At 38.7% G+C, this 17,020-nt stretch carries 15 protein-coding genes; 1 reads left to right on the top strand and 14 read right to left on the bottom strand.

The annotated features are described in order from the left end of the window. Positions 1 to 178: 178 nt before the first annotated feature. Positions 179 to 448 (bottom strand): 30S ribosomal protein S15, encoded by a 270-nt coding sequence (gene rpsO / locus ACFIMX_RS08290; protein ID WP_375611819.1) that lies wholly within the window; start codon positions 446 to 448, stop codon positions 179 to 181. Positions 449 to 762: 314 nt separating this feature from the next. Here rpsO and ACFIMX_RS08285 point away from each other — a divergent pair, with 314 nt between their 5' ends. Next, on the top strand, positions 763 to 2,391 hold the full coding sequence (locus tag ACFIMX_RS08285) for an MFS transporter (RefSeq protein WP_375613307.1): 1,629 nt from the start codon (positions 763 to 765) through the stop codon (positions 2,389 to 2,391). Between the two features lie 460 nt (positions 2,392 to 2,851). Here ACFIMX_RS08285 and truB read toward each other — a convergent pair whose 3' ends face one another. From truB to ACFIMX_RS08220, 13 genes are all read right to left on the bottom strand, one after another. After that, positions 2,852 to 3,814 carry a tRNA pseudouridine(55) synthase TruB gene (truB, locus tag ACFIMX_RS08280; RefSeq protein ID WP_375640253.1) on the bottom strand — a complete coding sequence of 321 codons (963 nt, stop codon included), beginning with the start codon at positions 3,812 to 3,814 and terminating at the stop codon, positions 2,852 to 2,854. Positions 3,815 to 3,818: 4 nt separating this feature from the next. Continuing rightward, positions 3,819 to 4,226: a 30S ribosome-binding factor RbfA gene (rbfA, locus tag ACFIMX_RS08275; protein ID WP_375613309.1), complete on the bottom strand. Its 408-nt coding sequence runs from the start codon at positions 4,224 to 4,226 to the stop codon at positions 3,819 to 3,821. Between the two features lie 121 nt (positions 4,227 to 4,347). Beyond that, a complete protein-coding gene (infB, locus tag ACFIMX_RS08270; protein ID WP_375618043.1) occupies positions 4,348 to 6,867 on the bottom strand; it encodes a translation initiation factor IF-2 in 2,520 nt (839 codons plus the stop codon). Next, a complete protein-coding gene (locus tag ACFIMX_RS08265; RefSeq protein ID WP_375611814.1) occupies positions 6,864 to 7,499 on the bottom strand; it encodes an RNA-binding protein in 636 nt (211 codons plus the stop codon). Before ACFIMX_RS08265 ends, infB begins: the two co-directional genes overlap by 4 nt. Beyond that, positions 7,500 to 9,113, bottom strand: coding sequence for a transcription termination factor NusA (nusA, locus tag ACFIMX_RS08260; protein ID WP_375675746.1), 1,614 nt, complete (start codon positions 9,111 to 9,113; stop codon positions 7,500 to 7,502). 47 nt (positions 9,114 to 9,160) lie between these two features. After that, positions 9,161 to 9,811, bottom strand: a complete 651-nt coding sequence (rimP, locus tag ACFIMX_RS08255) for a ribosome maturation factor RimP (RefSeq protein WP_375618093.1) — start codon at positions 9,809 to 9,811, stop codon at positions 9,161 to 9,163. Between the two features lie 127 nt (positions 9,812 to 9,938). Then, complete coding sequence (locus ACFIMX_RS08250) at positions 9,939 to 10,640, bottom strand: tRNA (guanine(46)-N(7))-methyltransferase TrmB (RefSeq protein WP_375618041.1); 702 nt, start codon at positions 10,638 to 10,640, stop codon at positions 9,939 to 9,941. Next, positions 10,637 to 11,905, bottom strand: a complete 1,269-nt coding sequence (gene metK, locus ACFIMX_RS08245; RefSeq protein WP_375618040.1) for a methionine adenosyltransferase — start codon at positions 11,903 to 11,905, stop codon at positions 10,637 to 10,639. The genes ACFIMX_RS08250 and metK overlap by 4 nt, the downstream gene beginning before the upstream one ends. 130 nt (positions 11,906 to 12,035) lie before the next feature. Further along, complete coding sequence (locus ACFIMX_RS08240; protein WP_375611810.1) at positions 12,036 to 12,449, bottom strand: helix-turn-helix domain-containing protein; 414 nt, start codon at positions 12,447 to 12,449, stop codon at positions 12,036 to 12,038. Between the two features lie 148 nt (positions 12,450 to 12,597). Then, positions 12,598 to 14,232: an apolipoprotein N-acyltransferase gene (gene lnt / locus ACFIMX_RS08235; protein WP_375618039.1), complete on the bottom strand. Its 1,635-nt coding sequence runs from the start codon at positions 14,230 to 14,232 to the stop codon at positions 12,598 to 12,600. After that, complete coding sequence (locus ACFIMX_RS08230) at positions 14,195 to 15,220, bottom strand: hemolysin family protein (protein ID WP_375640250.1); 1,026 nt, start codon at positions 15,218 to 15,220, stop codon at positions 14,195 to 14,197. Before ACFIMX_RS08230 ends, lnt begins: the two co-directional genes overlap by 38 nt. A gap of 107 nt (positions 15,221 to 15,327) precedes the next feature. Further along, the gene (ybeY, locus tag ACFIMX_RS08225) at positions 15,328 to 15,795 is read right to left on the bottom strand and encodes an rRNA maturation RNase YbeY (protein WP_375618037.1); all 468 of its coding nucleotides are present in this window, start codon (positions 15,793 to 15,795) and stop codon (positions 15,328 to 15,330) included. 20 nt (positions 15,796 to 15,815) lie between these two features. Continuing rightward, positions 15,816 to 16,916 (bottom strand): PhoH family protein, encoded by a 1,101-nt coding sequence (locus ACFIMX_RS08220; RefSeq protein ID WP_375640287.1) that lies wholly within the window; start codon positions 16,914 to 16,916, stop codon positions 15,816 to 15,818. Positions 16,917 to 17,020: the final 104 nt, after the last annotated feature.

The following is a 17,020-nucleotide window of genomic DNA, read 5'->3' as shown; positions in this document are numbered from 1 at the left end:
AGATCTGAGGTGGACAACATACTTTTTATCTTTGTTGCAAGAAAAGAGAAGTAAACTGCTTAAATGCGAAATGATGAGCAGTCCTATCCCATAATAACTTATCAGTTTTTAAAATTTTTAATTAAAAGCAACACGTTGAAAAAATGGGTGTTTTTTTAATACCACTTCCATTTTTCTTTTAGCGACGCAAACCTAACTTCTTTATAAGTGTCTGATAACGATTTTGGTCAACTCCTTTAAGATAATCAAGAAGGCGCCGGCGTTGAGATACCATCTTCAAAAGACCACGACGAGAATGATTATCCTTTTTGTGAGATTTAAAGTGGTTTGTTAAATTAGAAATACGTTCAGAAAGTACAGCAATCTGTACTTCTGGTGATCCTGTATCACCAACTTTGTTTGCATATTCTGCGACAAGAGCTTTTTTACGTTCAGCTGTAATCGACATCGTATTATCCTTTCCAAAAACGAAGAAACATAAAGTCACCCATAGCCGAGATGTCGTTCAGCAAGGGTCTGTGAAAAAACAGGAAAAGTCGAAGACTTTTACCTATTTTCGCTCTTATATAGGAAAGAAGGTTAAAATACTAGTCCTTGACAGCATTTTGAAGTCTTTCTTTAAATAAAAGCTTTTGTTTTGAAATATTGATTTAAATAGAGTTTTATGAGAAGTTTTTTAAAGAATTATGCATCCTTTTGATACAAAGATTATGAGCGTGTATGTGGTAACAAAAGTGATAAATACCGATTTGGAGGAAAAAGATGCAGAGCATTTCAACATTAAAGCTTTTTCGTAATTCGGTATTTCGAAATTTATGGTCATCGACTCTTATTTCTAATTTAGGGGGGCTGATACAGGCTGTTGGAGCAGGGTGGTTAATGGCGTTGATTAGTTCTTCGCATTCCATGGTTGGGCTAGTTCAAAGTGCCACAACATTACCACTTGTTATGTTTTCTTTGATGGCAGGGGCATTAGCTGATAATTTTAATCGGCGTCAAATTATGTTGTGTGCGCAGATTATGATGATGGTCATATCGATGAGTTTATCTGTTTTAGCCTATATGGGATTTCTAACACCTTGGCTTTTGTTATGTTTTACGTTTTTGATTGGATGTGGTACAGCTTTTTATAATCCTTCTTGGCAAGCAACGATAGGAGATATTGTGAGCAGGGAAAATATTCCTGCTGCTGTTAGTTTGAATAGTGTCGGCTTTAATTTGATGCGGAGTGTTGGTCCTGCTATTGGTGGTGCCATCATTGCAACTTTGGGGGCATCTGCTGCTTTTTTGTTCAATGCTATAAGCTATATTCCTCTTATTGGTGCGTTGTTTTTCTGGAAGTCGAATTATGAAAACAACTCATTACCACGAGAAAGGCTGTTAGGAGCTGTCTCAGATGGTTTGCGTTATGTTGCGATGTCACCTAATCTCCTGAGTATTATGGTTCGAGCGTTCCTTTTTGGTATAGGAGCAATTTCTATTTTAGCACTTTTGCCAATTGTTGCGCATAAAGTTCTTGGAGGAAGTGCCCTTCTTTATGGTACATTGCTCGGTTGTTTTGGGTTAGGAGCCATGACAGCAGGTATTATTAATGCAGTTGTACGGCATCATTTTCGTTCAGAAACAATTATTGCAAGTGCATTTATTGGTTTTGCCTTTTCTTGCTTTTTATTGGGAATAAGCCGTTCACTGATTATAAGCCATATTGCTTTATTTCCTGCAGGGTTATGTTGGGTTTTGGCATTATCATTGTTTAATACATCTGTACAACTCTCTACACCACGCTGGGTTGTTGCACGTTCTTTAGCACTTTATCAAACGGCATCTTATGGGGGGATGGCTATTGGAAGTGCAATCTGGGGAGTTTTGGCTGATGGTTATTCTCCAACAATTGCTTTGAGCGTTTGTTCTCTATTCTTGATTTTTGGTGCTCTTGCGGGGGTAAAATTTAGAATTCAAGAAATTCCTCAGATAGATTTAAATCCTCTTGATCATTTTAGAGAGCCGGAATTATTACTTGACCTCAAAGCAAGAAGTGGCCCGATCATGATAATGATCGATTATAAAATTCATGAAAATGATCTTGAAGAGTTTCTCAAAGTGATGACGCGTCGACGCCATATTCGATTACGTGATGGTGCGCGTCAGTGGGTCCTTTTACGAGATCTTGAAAGACCTGAATATTGGACAGAGGCTTATCATATGCCAACATGGGTAGATTATTTACGCCATAATCATCGTCGTACAAAAGCAGATGCAGAAGTCAATAAGCGTCTGCGTCATTTAAATTGTGCTCCTAACGGTATAAGAGTGCACCGCATGATTGAACGCCAAACAATACCTCAAGCCAATGAGATGCTTTTAAAAGTTTCCTCTGATCATCTCCCTTAGGGTTAAAACAGTTTTTATAAATATTAAATATATTAATATTATTTCGATCAATTTGTTAGCATAATCATAAAAAAATTGCTGTTTCAATATTTAATGAATTGATTTATAATGGTTATTTGTTATTTTTCATGTTGAGTGATAGTTCTGAAAATCTTAAGCTTTTCTCGTTTCAAATCTATTTAGAGTAAATCAGTCCATATCTTTGCTTTTACATTATAAACGAGGACTAAAGTATGAGTAAAAAACGATTAAAAAAGAAATAAAAAGCCTCTTATGAATCCTTTCGAATGCAAGGATTGTTGCGACATTAAGAGGAAAAAGTGTGTGGTGGTGTTAGCTTATAGCACTGACTTAAATTTTGATATGAATACGGTAAATATAGACAATGAAAAGCACCATATTTTTCTTAATTGATAGAGAAAAATATCTTTCCGCAAAAGGTGGTTGGGAAAAGAATCGATTAAATTGTGAAAATCCGCTTTGGTTTAAATAGACCTTTGTCGAGAGTGCCAATAGCAAGAAGTTGTTCCTTATAGAGGACACAAATTTCCTCTTCATCAAGAGGTACTTTGTGATGATTCAAGAGGATAGAATGGCCTCTTATAATTCTCTGTGCTTGAGTTTCATTAAGGATATAGTGAGGGAGGCAATCCAATGCGGCGCTTGTGTCAATTAAGAGCTCATCAAGTGTTGTGAAGTTTTTTTCAAAAGAACGATTATTCTTATCTGTAGTGTTTTTATTTGGTGGAATGGCTGCTTTTAGTTCCTCCCATGTAATGAGATCTTCTTCATCAAAAGGTGCGACGGCAATACGTCTTAAATCAGCAATATGCCCATAGCAACCGAGATCACGTCCCATATCGCGTGCTAAAGAGCGCACATAAGTTCCTTTTCCGCAGGTTATTTCAAAGACAGAATGCTCTTTGGTAGGCATTTCTAATAACTTGAAAGTTTCTATTTCCACTTCACGGGGCGGAATTTCAACAACTTCTCCTTCACGCGCTAAATCATAGGCACGATTTCCGGCAATTTTGATTGCTGAAAATTGTGGAGGTGTTTGCAAAATAACACCTGTATATTGAGGAAGAAGAGCAAGTATTTCTTCTTGTGTTGGACGTATGAGAGAAGTTTTCGTTATTTCTCCTTCTAAATCATCTGTTGAGCGCTCTTGCCCCCAAGCAATATGAAAACGGTAAGTTTTTTTGCCTTGCATCACATAAGGGACGGTTTTGGTTGCTTCGCCCAATGCAATGGGAAGGAGACCAGAAGCAAGAGGATCAAGTGTGCCCGCATGTCCTGCCTTTTGAGCATGGAAGATCCATTTGATTTGTGAGACAGCTTCTGTTGATTTCATTCCTTTTGGTTTATCAAATATGACCCAGCCAGAAACAGGACGCCCTTTTTTCTTGTGTTTCCGCGCCATATCTTTAATCCTCATCTGTATCACTATGGTGAAGATCGCGCGCAACCTCAGGCGAGCGAAGGAGGGCATCAATTTTTGAAAAATTATCAAAACTATTATCAAGTCGGAAACGCAGTTCTGGCATATATTTCATTTGTCGCAACGCATGACTAATTTCTCCACGGAGAAAACGACTATGTTTATTGAGGGTGTCAACAACATCGGTATGAGAAGCATTTTTAAGAGTGCTGAGAGGTGATACAAAGCAAGTAGCAATTTTTAAATCTGGTGACATGCGTACTTCAGAGACAGAAATAACAATATCTTTTAAGATATCATCAAGCAAAATATCACGCTGTAATATATGCGCTATTGCATGACGTACTTGCTCTGCTACTCTAAGTTGCCGTTGTGATGGCCCTGCATTTTTCATCAAAGTTTTATCCTTGCTACAAGATCTCTTTTTTGACCATTTAGATAAGGAAAAAGAGATATTGTGTATAAAACCTAATAACTTTTCTCATTTCACAACAGAGTAAAGTTATTGGATTATTTTATAATGTGCGATTAATATGTTCGATACGGAAGGTCTCAATGATGTCTCCTGCACGCATGTCTTCATAATTTTCAAAGGCTATTCCACATTCTTGACCACTTTGCACTTCATTGACTTCATCCTTAAAGCGTTTGAGTGTTTTCAGCTTTCCTTCGTGAATAACGATATTATCGCGGATAAGGCGAACACCGGCTCCTCGTTCTATTTTACCTTCTGTAACACGACATCCTGCAACTTTTCCAATTTTTGTAATGTTAAAGACTTCTAGAATTTCAGCATTACCAAGGAAAGTTTCACGCTGTTCTGGTGAGAGTAATCCAGACATGGCAGCCTTGATATCGTCAACAAGATCATAAATGATGTTGTAATAACGAATCTCAATTCCTTGTGTTTTAGCAAAATCACGTGCTTGCTTATTGGCTCGAACATTAAAGCCAATTACAGCAGAGTTAGAAGCTTCTGCAAGAGAAATATCACTTTCGGTAATTCCTCCAGCACCAGAATGTACAATACGTGCACGAACCTCATCATTTCCAAGTTTTTCCAATGCTGAAGCAATTGCTTCGATTGATCCTTGCACATCCCCTTTTATAATAAGAGAAAATTCCTTAACACCAGTCGTTTGCAATTTTGTCATCATTTGCTCAAGAGAACCACGTGAACCAGTTTGCCGCGCAACAGCTTTATCACGTGCTAATCGTTGCCGATATTCAGAAATTTCACGTGCTTTTGCTTCATGTGTGACAACAGCAAAACGGTCTCCGGCTTGTGGTGTTCCTTGCATGCCTAAAATTTCAATTGGTGTAGAAGGAACGGCTTCTTTGACATGGCGGCCATGGTCGTCAATCAAAGCACGCACACGACCCCATTCATTTCCGGCAACTATAATATCAGAAGGGTGTAATGTACCTTTTTGAACAAGAACTGTTGCAACAGACCCACGTCCGCGATCCAATTTGGCTTCAATGATAACGCCCTCTGCAGTTCGTTGGGGATCTGCTTTCAGATCAAGCATTTCAGCCTGAAGAAGGATAGCTTCGAGAAGTTTATCAAGATTTTGACCAGTTTTAGCAGAAACTTCAACGTCCAAAGTTTCACCACCCATAGTTTCAACAAACACTTCATGTTGTAGAAGTTCTGTACGCACTTTTTGTGCATTCGCAGCTGGTTTATCAATTTTGTTGATAGCAACAATGATAGGTACACCAGCAGCTTTCGCATGATTGATTGATTCAATCGTTTGAGGCATAACACTATCATCAGCGGCTACAACGAGAACAGCAATATCAGTAACACGAGCTCCGCGTGCACGCATAGCCGTAAATGCAGCATGACCTGGTGTATCAATAAAGGTAATTTTTTGACCATTTTGTTCTACTTGATAGGCACCAATATGCTGCGTAATACCTCCTGCTTCGCCAGAAACAACATTTGCTTTACGAATAGCATCCAAAAGCGAAGTTTTTCCGTGGTCAACATGGCCCATAATGGTTACAACAGGGGCGCGCTGCCGCATGTTTTGAGGATTATCTGTTATATTAAAGATACCTTCTTCTACGTCAGATTCTAAAACACGTTTAACAGTATGGCCAAATTCAACAGCGATGAGTTCGGCAACATCTGCATCAATAACATCGCCAGGTTTCATCATTTGTCCTTGTTTCATCAAGAATTTAATCACATCAACAGAACGCTCAGTCATACGTTGTGCGAGCTCTTGAATGGTAATCGTTTCAGGAAGAACAACTTCGCGAGAAATTTTTTCTCTTGGTTCTTGATTTTGTGCACGCTTAAACTTTTCCTGTCTACGCCGCATTGCAGCCATTGAGCGCCCACGTACGCTTCCTTCTTCATCCAGTGCACTATTCAGAGTTAGCTTTCCGCGTCTCCGCTCATCAGCTCCTTTGACAACTTTGGGTACACGTATGTCTGACTTAGCAGGATTAGCACGTCGATTATGCCGTTCTTCCTCTTTATTGTCATCTATTTTGCGTTTTTCAACCACGGTTGTCTGTTTAGGCGCAATAGGAATATCTGTCTGTTCAATGAGAGGGGGAACAGGTGGAGTCTGTACTGGCGATATTTCTTCTTCTTGTTGGAGATGTATTTCTTTTTCTTTAATTTCTTGCTGTAAAATTTCTTCACGCTCTTTAGCGCGTCTTGCTTCTTCTTCGGCTTGTTCTCGCGTTATTCTTTCTTGGATATGTGCTTCTTCTAACGCGCGAAGTCTCGCTTCTATTTCAGTTGATGAAAGATTGCTTTTGGACACAGATTCTTGAGGCTTTTTTCCCTCAAAACGCGGTTTAGAACGCTGGGAGGCCACATGCGGCTTTGTAATTGGCTGTAGGGTTTCAGCTTTTTCATCAGGTCGCGTAATTTTACGCCGTTTGGTTTCGACAACGACAGCCTTCGTACGGCCATGACTAAAATTTTGTTTAACCGTGCTCGTTTCCAAGACAGACCTCTTGAGAGTTAGTGTCTTCTTGACGGTTGTTTTGTCGTTGTTATTTTCACTCATTGTACTTCCTTCACGGCTTGTGCCGTCATCTCACTAGACTTACTATGCTTGTCGTCACGATAGCTGATCAATTTACATGTCGTTTTGAGAAATCCTTCAGCAGCTTTTGTGTCCAGTAAGGCCGCGTGCATTACAGGATTAGAGCCAAAAGCCACTCGCATTTCATCACTTGTAAATAAAGATATGGTTTTTATAGTCCGATTTGTTTGTTGTTGTATTGAATGAATGGCCTGTGCAATTTTTCGTTTCCCATCTTCTGTTGTTTCTTTAGCATGAAGTACAAGAATAACTTTACCAGAGCGGATAGCAGCGTCAACCTTTGTTGCTCCCATAACAATTGCTCCCGCTTTTCGTGCCATGGAAAGGCTTGAAAGAGCGGCTTTTAGTAAAAGCGTATCAACAACATGCACAAGATTTGGTGCAACTTCAACATCTGTTTTAAAATTTCTATGAAAAGCTTTCTGTTTGATTGCTTTCTCAATAACAGCGTGATGGGCAGAAATCCAAACGCCACGCCCTGGTAAATTCGCTTTAAGATCAGGAACAATTTGGTTATTGGGACCAATAACAAAACGGATCAGCGTTTGTGCTGAAGCATTTTTTCGGGTCACAATGCAAGTCCGTTCATTCATTTAAAGTGTATCCACATCCAAATCATCTGTTTTTTCATCTTCTACAGGATTTTCTGTAACAAGATCAGCTTGGTCTATCCAGCCTGCTTGTACACGTGCGGCTAAAACCATAGCTTCTGCATCTGCGCGTGTAATGTCAAAAGGGGTTAAAATACCAGAAAAATTCTGTGTTTGACCTTCTTTACGTTCTCTCCAACCAGCTAAATCATCAACGGCATAGCCAGCAAAGTCTTCTATTGTTTTTACACCATCTTCACCTACAGCAACCAACATAGCACTTGTCATTCCAGGCAGTGTTCGCAATTCGTCAGAAACTCCGAGCTTTTTGCGTTTTTCATCAAGTTCTTTTTCTTGATGATCAAGATATTCGCGGGCACGACTTTGGATTTCAGCGGCGGTATCATGGTCAAAACCATCAATAGAAGCGATTTCTTCAAGATCAATATAGGCGATTTCTTCAATAGAAGAAAAACCCTCTGATGCCATAACCTGTCCGATCATTTCGTCAACCTCTAAGGCTTCCATAAACAATTTACTCCGTTCAGTAAATTCTTTTTGACGATTTTCAGATTCTTCCTTTTCCGTTAAAATATCAATGTTCCATCCTGTTAGTTGCGAAGCCAAGCGAACATTTTGCCCACGTCGTCCAATAGCAAGGCTAAGTTGATCATCTGGCACAATAACTTCAATCCGTTCAGCATCTTCATCAAGGATGATTTTAGAAACTTCAGCAGGTTGCAGTGCATTAACGACAAATGTTGCCGCATCAGGCGACCAAGGAATAATATCAATTTTTTCGCCTTGTAATTCAGCAACAACAGCTTGTACACGACTTCCTCGCATTCCAACGCATGCTCCAACAGGATCAATGGAACCATCGCGTGAAACAACGGCGATTTTAGCCCGTGAACCTGGATCACGAGCAACAGATTTGATTTCTATAATACCATCATAAATTTCTGGTACTTCCATAGTGAAAAGTTTTACCATAAATTGGGGATGTGTGCGTGAAAGGAAAATTTGCGGACCACGCGTTTCACGGTGTACATCATTGACAAAAGCACGAATACGATCTCCATAGCGGAATGATTCACGAGGAATTAATTCATCACGGCGAACAATAGCTTCACCGCGTCCTAGATCAACGATGACATTACCATATTCCACACGCTTAACTGTACCAGAAATAATTTCACCAACTTTATTTTTGAATTCTTCATATTGCTGATCGCGCTCTGCATCGCGTACTTTTTGTACAATAACCTGTTTAGCAGATTGTGCTGCGATACGTCCAAAATCCATAGGAGGTAAAAGATCAGCAAAAAAATCACCAATTTTTGCTTCTGCTTGACGTTTGAGAGCATCAGACAAAGTAATTTCCGTTGTATAGTCTTCAACGACATCAACGATTTTAAGCAGGCGCTGTAATTTAATTTCACCTGTTTTAGAATTGATTTCAGCACGAATATTGGTTTCTTGACCATAACGAGAACGTGCTGCTTTTTGAATAGCATCAGCCATCGCAGAAATGACAATTTCACGGTCGATTGACTTTTCACGTGCAACAGCATCTGCAATTTGCAGAATCTCAAGCCTGTTAGCGCTTGTAGCCATCAATTTTCTCCTTCTTTGTGCCACACGATGGGTATTTCCCAGTGATATTATTTTTTGAAATTGAGCGTCTGTATAGAGTCGTTAGCGTTCTCTTCGGCAATGAATTGTTGACTTAAATCTTTATTTTGTTTCAATGCATCGCGAATAAGCTCATCGGTAAGCACTAAATGCGCATTTATGATATCACAAAAGGAAATAGGGGTATACATGGCTTCTCCATAAGCAGCTTTATCAGTGTTTAAAATAAATCCATCTTGCGTGATATTTGTAAGTGTCCCACGAAATTTTCGGCGCCCATCAATTGTTATTTTGGTTTCAATTTTTGCAAGATGCCCTTGCCAATGAAAAAAATCAGATTTTCTTACCAATGGACGATCAATTCCAGGTGATGAGATTTCTAAATGATATTTGCGTTCAATAACATTTTGTACATCAAGGAGGGGAGAAACTGTTCGACTAACAGTTTCACAATCTTCTATGGTCATAGAACCATTGGCACGTTCAACCATAATTTGAAGTGTTAAACCATTTTGACCAAGAAGTTTCACACGAACCAAACGAAAACCTAAAGGTTTAAGTAGTGGTATGACAAGAGCAGCAACCTGTGCTTCGATACCATCTTCTTCAAACAGGCGTGGTTCGTCAAGATTGCTTATTTTTTCAGCTTCGTTCATACATTTTATCCAAGTTGGTTTCATCAGTTTTATGATATTAAAAAAGAGCGGGTCCAACGGCCCACTCTTCATCATAAGACCAAGAATTTAACTATTGATACTCTTAAATTCAAAGTTTTTCAAGTTGTTTATGAGAAAAGCGTTTGATCATTTATTTCTTGATAAAGGTAAGATAGGCAGGCGTTCGTCCTTCGCGTAAAGCTTTTGCTTCATAGCGGGTTCCGCTCCATAGTGGATAAGGGAGTTTCCAGTCTTGAGGGCTTTCTGCTTTCCATTCAAAGTGATCATGTTGTGCACAATGGTACAAAGTCCAGTTTACATAACTGTCTATATCGCTAGCAAAGCGCAAAAATTTCCCTATTTTAAGAACACGAGCAAAACGGTTAAGATTTTTTATGTTGATGAAGCGTCGTTTCCAGTGTTTCTTTTTCGGCCAAGGATCAGGATAAAAGAGGTCTATTCCATCAAGCGAGTTATCAGGGAGCCAATCAAGAAGGCGTGTAGCATCATCATTATAGAGGCGAAGACGATTTTGATGGTTTTGATGCTGTTCAAGAGACGACAATATTTTTGCCATGCCATTGATAAAGGGCTCGACGCCGATAAAACCGGTTTTTGGAAAATATTCCATTTCATGAAGTAAATGTTCACCTCCACCAAAACCGATTTCAAGTCGAATTTCTCTTACTTTGCTTGAAAATAAGGATGTAAGGTTTAAGGGAGGAGGGACATTTAAATCAATATTAAAATTGGGGAGAAGCATTTGTATACGTGTAAGCTGACTGTTTCGAAGTTGTTTTCCTTGTCGGCGTCCAAAAAATGCTTCACTCTTACGTATATTATGTTTAATCATGGGATTTGGATCATTGTTTGAAGCGTTTTCACGAGATCAGTTTTTTCCCATGAAAACGAGCCATCGTGTTTTGGTTTACGACCAAAGTGACCATAGGCAGCTGTTTTCGCATAAATAGGTTTATTGAGGTCAAGATGTTTTCGAATGCCGGTAGGTGAAAGGTCCATTATTTTGCGGATGGCTTCTTCAATAACTTTTTCATCGACTTTTCCTGTTCCATGAAGATTAAGATAAATAGATAAAGGTTGTGCAATACCAATTGCATAGGAGAGTTGAATGGTGCATCTCTCTGCTAAATGAGCAGCAACAATATTCTTAGCCAGATAGCGTGCCGCATAGGCAGCAGAACGATCAACTTTTGTTGTATCTTTTCCTGAAAAAGCACCGCCTCCATGGGGTGCTGCACCTCCGTAAGTATCCACAATAATTTTGCGTCCCGTTAATCCGGCATCGCTTTGAGGGCCTCCAATGACAAATTTTCCTGTTGGGTTAATATACCAACTGCATTGAGCTGCAATGGGAATGTCATGTAAAGCTTGGCGAATGTAAGGTTCAACCACTGTACGTACTTTATTGGAATCCCAACTTTCATCAAGGTGCTGCGTTGAAAGAACAATGGATGTGACCTCCATCGGTTTTCCATTTTTATAACGTATGGTTATTTGGCTTTTAGCATCTGGTCCTAATTTTCCAGTTTCTCCCTCTCCTTTATGACGGGCTGCGGCAAGAAGTTTGAGAATTTTATGCGCATAATAAATTGGCGCAGGCATGAGATCAGGTGTTTCACGGCAAGCATATCCAAACATGATGCCTTGATCACCTGCTCCTTCTTCACCATGCCGATCCGTAGCATTATCAACCCCTCTTGCTATATCAGCTGATTGTGGGCGCAAAAGAACATCAATTTTAACAGTTTTCCAATGGAAGCCTGCTTGTTCATAGCCAATGGTACGAATAGCACGGCGGGCTGCTGTACGAAAACGTGTGGGATTAATGAGTGGAAAGCTAGTTTCATCATAGATGAATTCTTTATTTTTATCTTTTTTTAATAGCGTATCGGGAACACGTACTTCACCAGCGATAACAACACGGTTGACACTGACGAGAGTTTCACAGGCAACGCGTACTAACCATGGATCAGTACCAGTCTTTTCAGCTTCTTTATAGATCATATCAACGATTTCATCGGAAATACGATCACAAATTTTATCAGGATGTCCTTCCGATACCGATTCGCTCGTAAAAAGATAATCTTGATGCGGCATAGGAACTCCTTCAAAAAAGAAAACCAACGATTTAATCAATTGCTTACTAAAGTCATCACCATTTGCTAATTCTACAGCAAATAGTCAATGCAAATGTATATGAATAAAAGAGAAAAAATATAATTTTAATTTATAACTTATTTGTCAAATCTTCCTCAGAAAGTGCTTTTGCCAAGTCAATAATTTTTCTACGCACTTTAGCATCAGATATATTTGTAAAAGCGCGCATGAGTTGAATCCCTTCGCTGCTAGAACAAAAGTCTATAAAATTGTGTTCACTTTCAGCAAAACCCTCTACTTGTTGGGAGGTAATACCTTTATCAAAAAAGTAAGAAACAGGAACATCCATAATTTCCGCTATCGCTTGAAGACGGCTGGCACCAATACGGTTTGTTCCTTTTTCATATTTTTGGATTTGCTGAAAAGTAATTCCTAATTTTTCACCTAGTTTCTCTTGAGTGAGTCCTAAAATATTACGACGTAAACGGATACGAGTTCCAACATAGATATCTATAGGGTCAGGTTTTTTTCTAGTTTCGGTCATAATGCAACTCTTTATTTCCAGCATTTTTCTTCTAAACCAACATCATATTTATGCGCAGTTGATTTATCATATAATTAAAACAATATGTAATATTTTTTCCCAATATTACTGGTACACGCAACATAATACCGTACAAAGGGCACTTGAATCATTTAAGCTGTTTTGTAAAACCAAAACCAATACGACACAATAGCATAAGGATGAATAAGATAAAAGTAGAGAAAGTTCTGTATTCATTGCTTCCTATAGGGGTAATGGATGATGGAACTCGTGAATCAATAATGCCCACGGCATTTTGTCGAAGAGCTACAACGATTCGTCCATAAGAATCAATAACAGCTGATATGCCATTATTGGCTGCCCGTATGAGGGGGATTCCCAGTTCAACGGCACGAAGCTGTGCTTGTTGAAGATGTTGATAGGGTCCAGGTGTTACACCAAACCATGCATCATTTGTAATATTAATAATTGCTTGAGGCGGGGAGCCTTTAAAAGTCATTTCATGGGGAAATATTGCTTCATAACAAATCAAGGGTAGATAAGAAAATCCGTTTGGCATTGTAACAATTTTGCGCACACTTGCAGCACTATATCCACCAATATTATCGGCAAGGGTACGCAATCCAATTTTTTTCAATAAATTCTGATAAGGAAGATACTCACCAAAAGGAACCAAATGAAGTTTATCGGAAGTATTTAAAATATTACCTTGAGCATTAATGACTGCAATTGTATTAAAATATTGTGTTTGGGAATGAGCTAGATCATTGCTGGCGCGTATTGCTCCAACGATAGCCCATTGTTTAGGTTTTAAAAGAGTGGCAATGCGCATTGTGATAGATGAGTTAGCATAGAGAAGGTAAGGAACGGAAGCTTCAGGCCATACGATAAAATCGGGTTCTGAATTTTGATCGGTTGTTGGCGTTGTACTTAGCTTCATATGCGCTTCCAACATAGATTCTCGTGTATTATCACGCAATTTTATATTTTGTTGGATGGACGGTTGAACAATGCGCACCCAATAAGCACTTTTTTGATCTTCAGCTGTGTTTTCTATAGTATGAAGACGATAAAACCCAAAACCACAGTGAATTAATATAAGTGATAAGCAAAGAGAAAGTGCCACTTTCTTTTTTTCATCCGTTAATAAAACAGTTGGCAAACTGTAGGCTAAGACAGCAAGAATATTCATTCCGTAAAGTCCTACGATTGCATCAGATTGCATGAACACTGGGGTTGGCATGGCTGTATAGCCAAGAGAATTCCATGGAAATCCTGTGAATAAAAACGCACGCAACCACTCGGATAATCCTAATGCAAAGGCTAAAACAAAAAAGCGTGCTATTCCTTTTGTCCATAATAAACCGACAATGAAACCAGAAAAAAACCAATAAAGAGAAAGGTAGAGTGGAGGGAATAAAATGGCTAATGGGACTGCCCAACCAAAAGAATCTGGATCTGTTAATAAAGCATTGCATAGCCACCAAAGTCCGCAAATAAAATAACTAAAACCAAATGTTCCACAGCTTAAAGCGTAAGTAAAAAAATGTTTTTTATTGTTTTTGGTGGACTGTATTGAGTCAAGTAAAACAATAAAGAGAGGGAAAGTTAAAAAGCAAAGAGGTGTTAAATAAAAGGGTGGAAGTGCAAAAGAAGTAAGAGCACCACACAGAAATATCCATGCTTGGCGCTTCCAGCCTGTAACAGAGAACAAAAAAACGATGAAATTGTTAAAAAACGCTGGACTATTCTTTAGGGATGGCATTGTTCTCAAGATTCTCATTTTTTGGAATGCGAAAAATGCGCAACCGTTTGATCCGGCGTTTATCAGCTTCTAAAATACGAAATCTATAGCCAGGTACAGCTTCGACAATTTCACCTTTGGCTGGAATGCGATCAAGAATGGAGACGATCAAACCACCAATAGTATCAACTTCATCACCATATTCCCCTACGATAAAATCAGGACCAAGAGCTTTCTCAACATCTTCTAGTTCAGTTCTTGCATCAACGAGCCATTTATTATTTGGTTCACGTACGATAGCATTGTCGACATTATCATGTTCATCTTCGATATCTCCAACGACTAACTCAACAATATCTTCCATTGAAACGAGACCATCTGTTCCTCCATGTTCATCAATAACTAAAGCCATTTGAGTTCGTGTAGTTTGCATCCGTGTTAATAATTTGCTTGCAAGCATAGAACTGGGAACAAAGAGAACTGTTCGGATCAAATCCAATTCACCAATTGGAGTATGCAAGTCTGTATGGTTTAATTGAAGCAAATCGGATTTTTGTTCGGTTTTTGTTGGGTTGATAATAAAGCGAGTGATGTAGTTAAGAATATCGCGGATATGGATCATGCCGCGCGGATCATCTAAAGTTTCAGCATAAACGGGGATACGAGAATGACCAATTTTTGCAAAACATTTAAGGGTTTCTCCAAGAGAGGTGTTTATTTCTAATGCTTCGATTTCAGAACGAGGTATCATAACATCATCCACGCGTGCTTCACGTAAGCGTAAAATGTTATGCAGCATAGTACGTTCTTCAGGTGAGAAGAGGGCGGTATCTTTTTCATTGTTAGTCGTGAGTGCAACGGTAAGATCATCGCGCAGTGACGTAGATGCACAATTACGACCCCGTAAGAATGAAAATAAATGATTCATCAGGGAATATTTTTCTGTATGATTCGTCTGTTGAGAGGGGGCTTTTTCATTATTAGAAGATGCTTGACTATTATTTTGTGCATTTATTTTGTTTGCCATGGTTTTGAAATCTTCTAGACTTTCTTTTATAACAGATAAATAAGAGGCTTTAAATGGTATGCTGGTAATATTGATTTTAAAAGTTAAATTTTATCATTGATAGACAATTATGCGTAAGGATCTTTTATGGAAAGCTTTTGAAGAATTTCTCTTTCGAGCTTTTCCATTTTATATGCTTCATCATCAGTTTCATGGTCATAACCAAGCAGATGCAAGATACCATGAACAATCATATGTGTTAAATGGTCTTGAAATGTTTTTCCTTCTTTCTCTGCTTCGAAAACAACAGTTTCTCGGGCAATAATAATATCACCGAGCATGGGACCAGGTCGATTTCCAGCTTTAAGTGGAAAAGCAGGAAAGGATAGTACATTAGTAGATTTGTTTTTGTTGCGCCATTGTGCATTGATTTGTGCCATATGTTCATCATCCGTAAAAAGCAGGCTAATCTCGCTTACAGCATTTCCCAATGAAACATGATGCATAGTCGTCATTAATGCTTTTTCAGTGATATTATAAAGCATTTTCTCATCATTCCACCCTGCGCTTTTAATCATTATATCAATAATAATCATGATGAATCAAATTCATTTTTTTATGCATCGCATGCGAATGATTTTTTTTTATTTTGTATTTCGGAATCACGATCATAAGCACGAACGATAGCAGCAACAAGTGGATGGCGTACAACATCTTTTTCATCAAAATGCACAATTGCAATATTTTCTATATTTGAAAGAATGCGAACTGCTTCAATGAGACCTGATTTTTGCCCTGTAGGCAAATCAATTTGGCTTACGTCACCGGTAACGATCATACGCGTTCCTTCTCCAAGACGTGTGAGGAACATCTTCATTTGCATGGGCGTAGTATTTTGTGCCTCATCAAGAATAACAGCAGCATGGGCAAGTGTTCGTCCGCGCATAAAGGCGAGAGGAGCAATTTCTATGACACCAGAAGCTAAAATGCGTTCTATTTTTTCAGCGGGCATCATATCATAAAGAGCATCATAAAGTGGTCGTAAATATGGGTCGACTTTTTCTTTGAGATCACCGGGAAGAAAACCAAGATGTTCTCCAGCTTCAACAGCCGGACGTGAGAGAATAATTCGTTCAATGATACCACGTTCTAGAAGCATTGCAGCATGAGCAACAGCAAGATACGTTTTTCCTGTTCCTGCTGGTCCTACACCAAACACAAGTTCAGTATGCTCCATAGCACTTATGTAAGCGTCTTGTGTTGGAGTTCTTGCATGAATTATTTTTTTATGGGTACTCAACCGTGCTGGTATACGCTTCGTTGCAGATTTATGTGTTATTGTGTCTTCTTTCTGCTTCTTTGGTATATTTGCCATAGCAATCGCTCCTTTTATATCTGATAAAGTGAGCTCTTGATGTGTTTTGGCACGTTCATAAAGCTGCTGCAATACATATTGCGCACGTTTTATAACGGAAATATTTCCACGGATTAAGACTTCATTACCACGCGGATGAATACTAAGTTCGAGTTTTTTTTCGATATAAGCGAGATTTTCGTCAAATTTACCAAAAACTGCTTTTGCATATTGATTATTTTCGAAAATCAAAACAACTTGGCTCAGATCTGAAGCGCTTGTTTGTTTCAAGGTATCAGCCTTTTCAAGGGACATATTTACTTTTTCTTTAATACGCTTTATTTTTTCGGTTGAAGCTTTCAGCCTATTCTCCATATCTACATAAATATTGCACATTTTGTTAAGTAAACTTTATAAAAGACAATTTTTTACAAAAAGTGCACGCTTTAGATGTAATCATTTTCTTT

Source organism: Bartonella sp. AD24XZML, from assembly GCF_042196485.1.
In the GTDB taxonomy this organism is placed as follows: Bacteria; Pseudomonadota; Alphaproteobacteria; order Rhizobiales; family Rhizobiaceae; genus Bartonella.
Note: the sequence above shows the minus strand (reverse complement) of the source record. Positions and strands in the feature narration are given on the sequence as shown.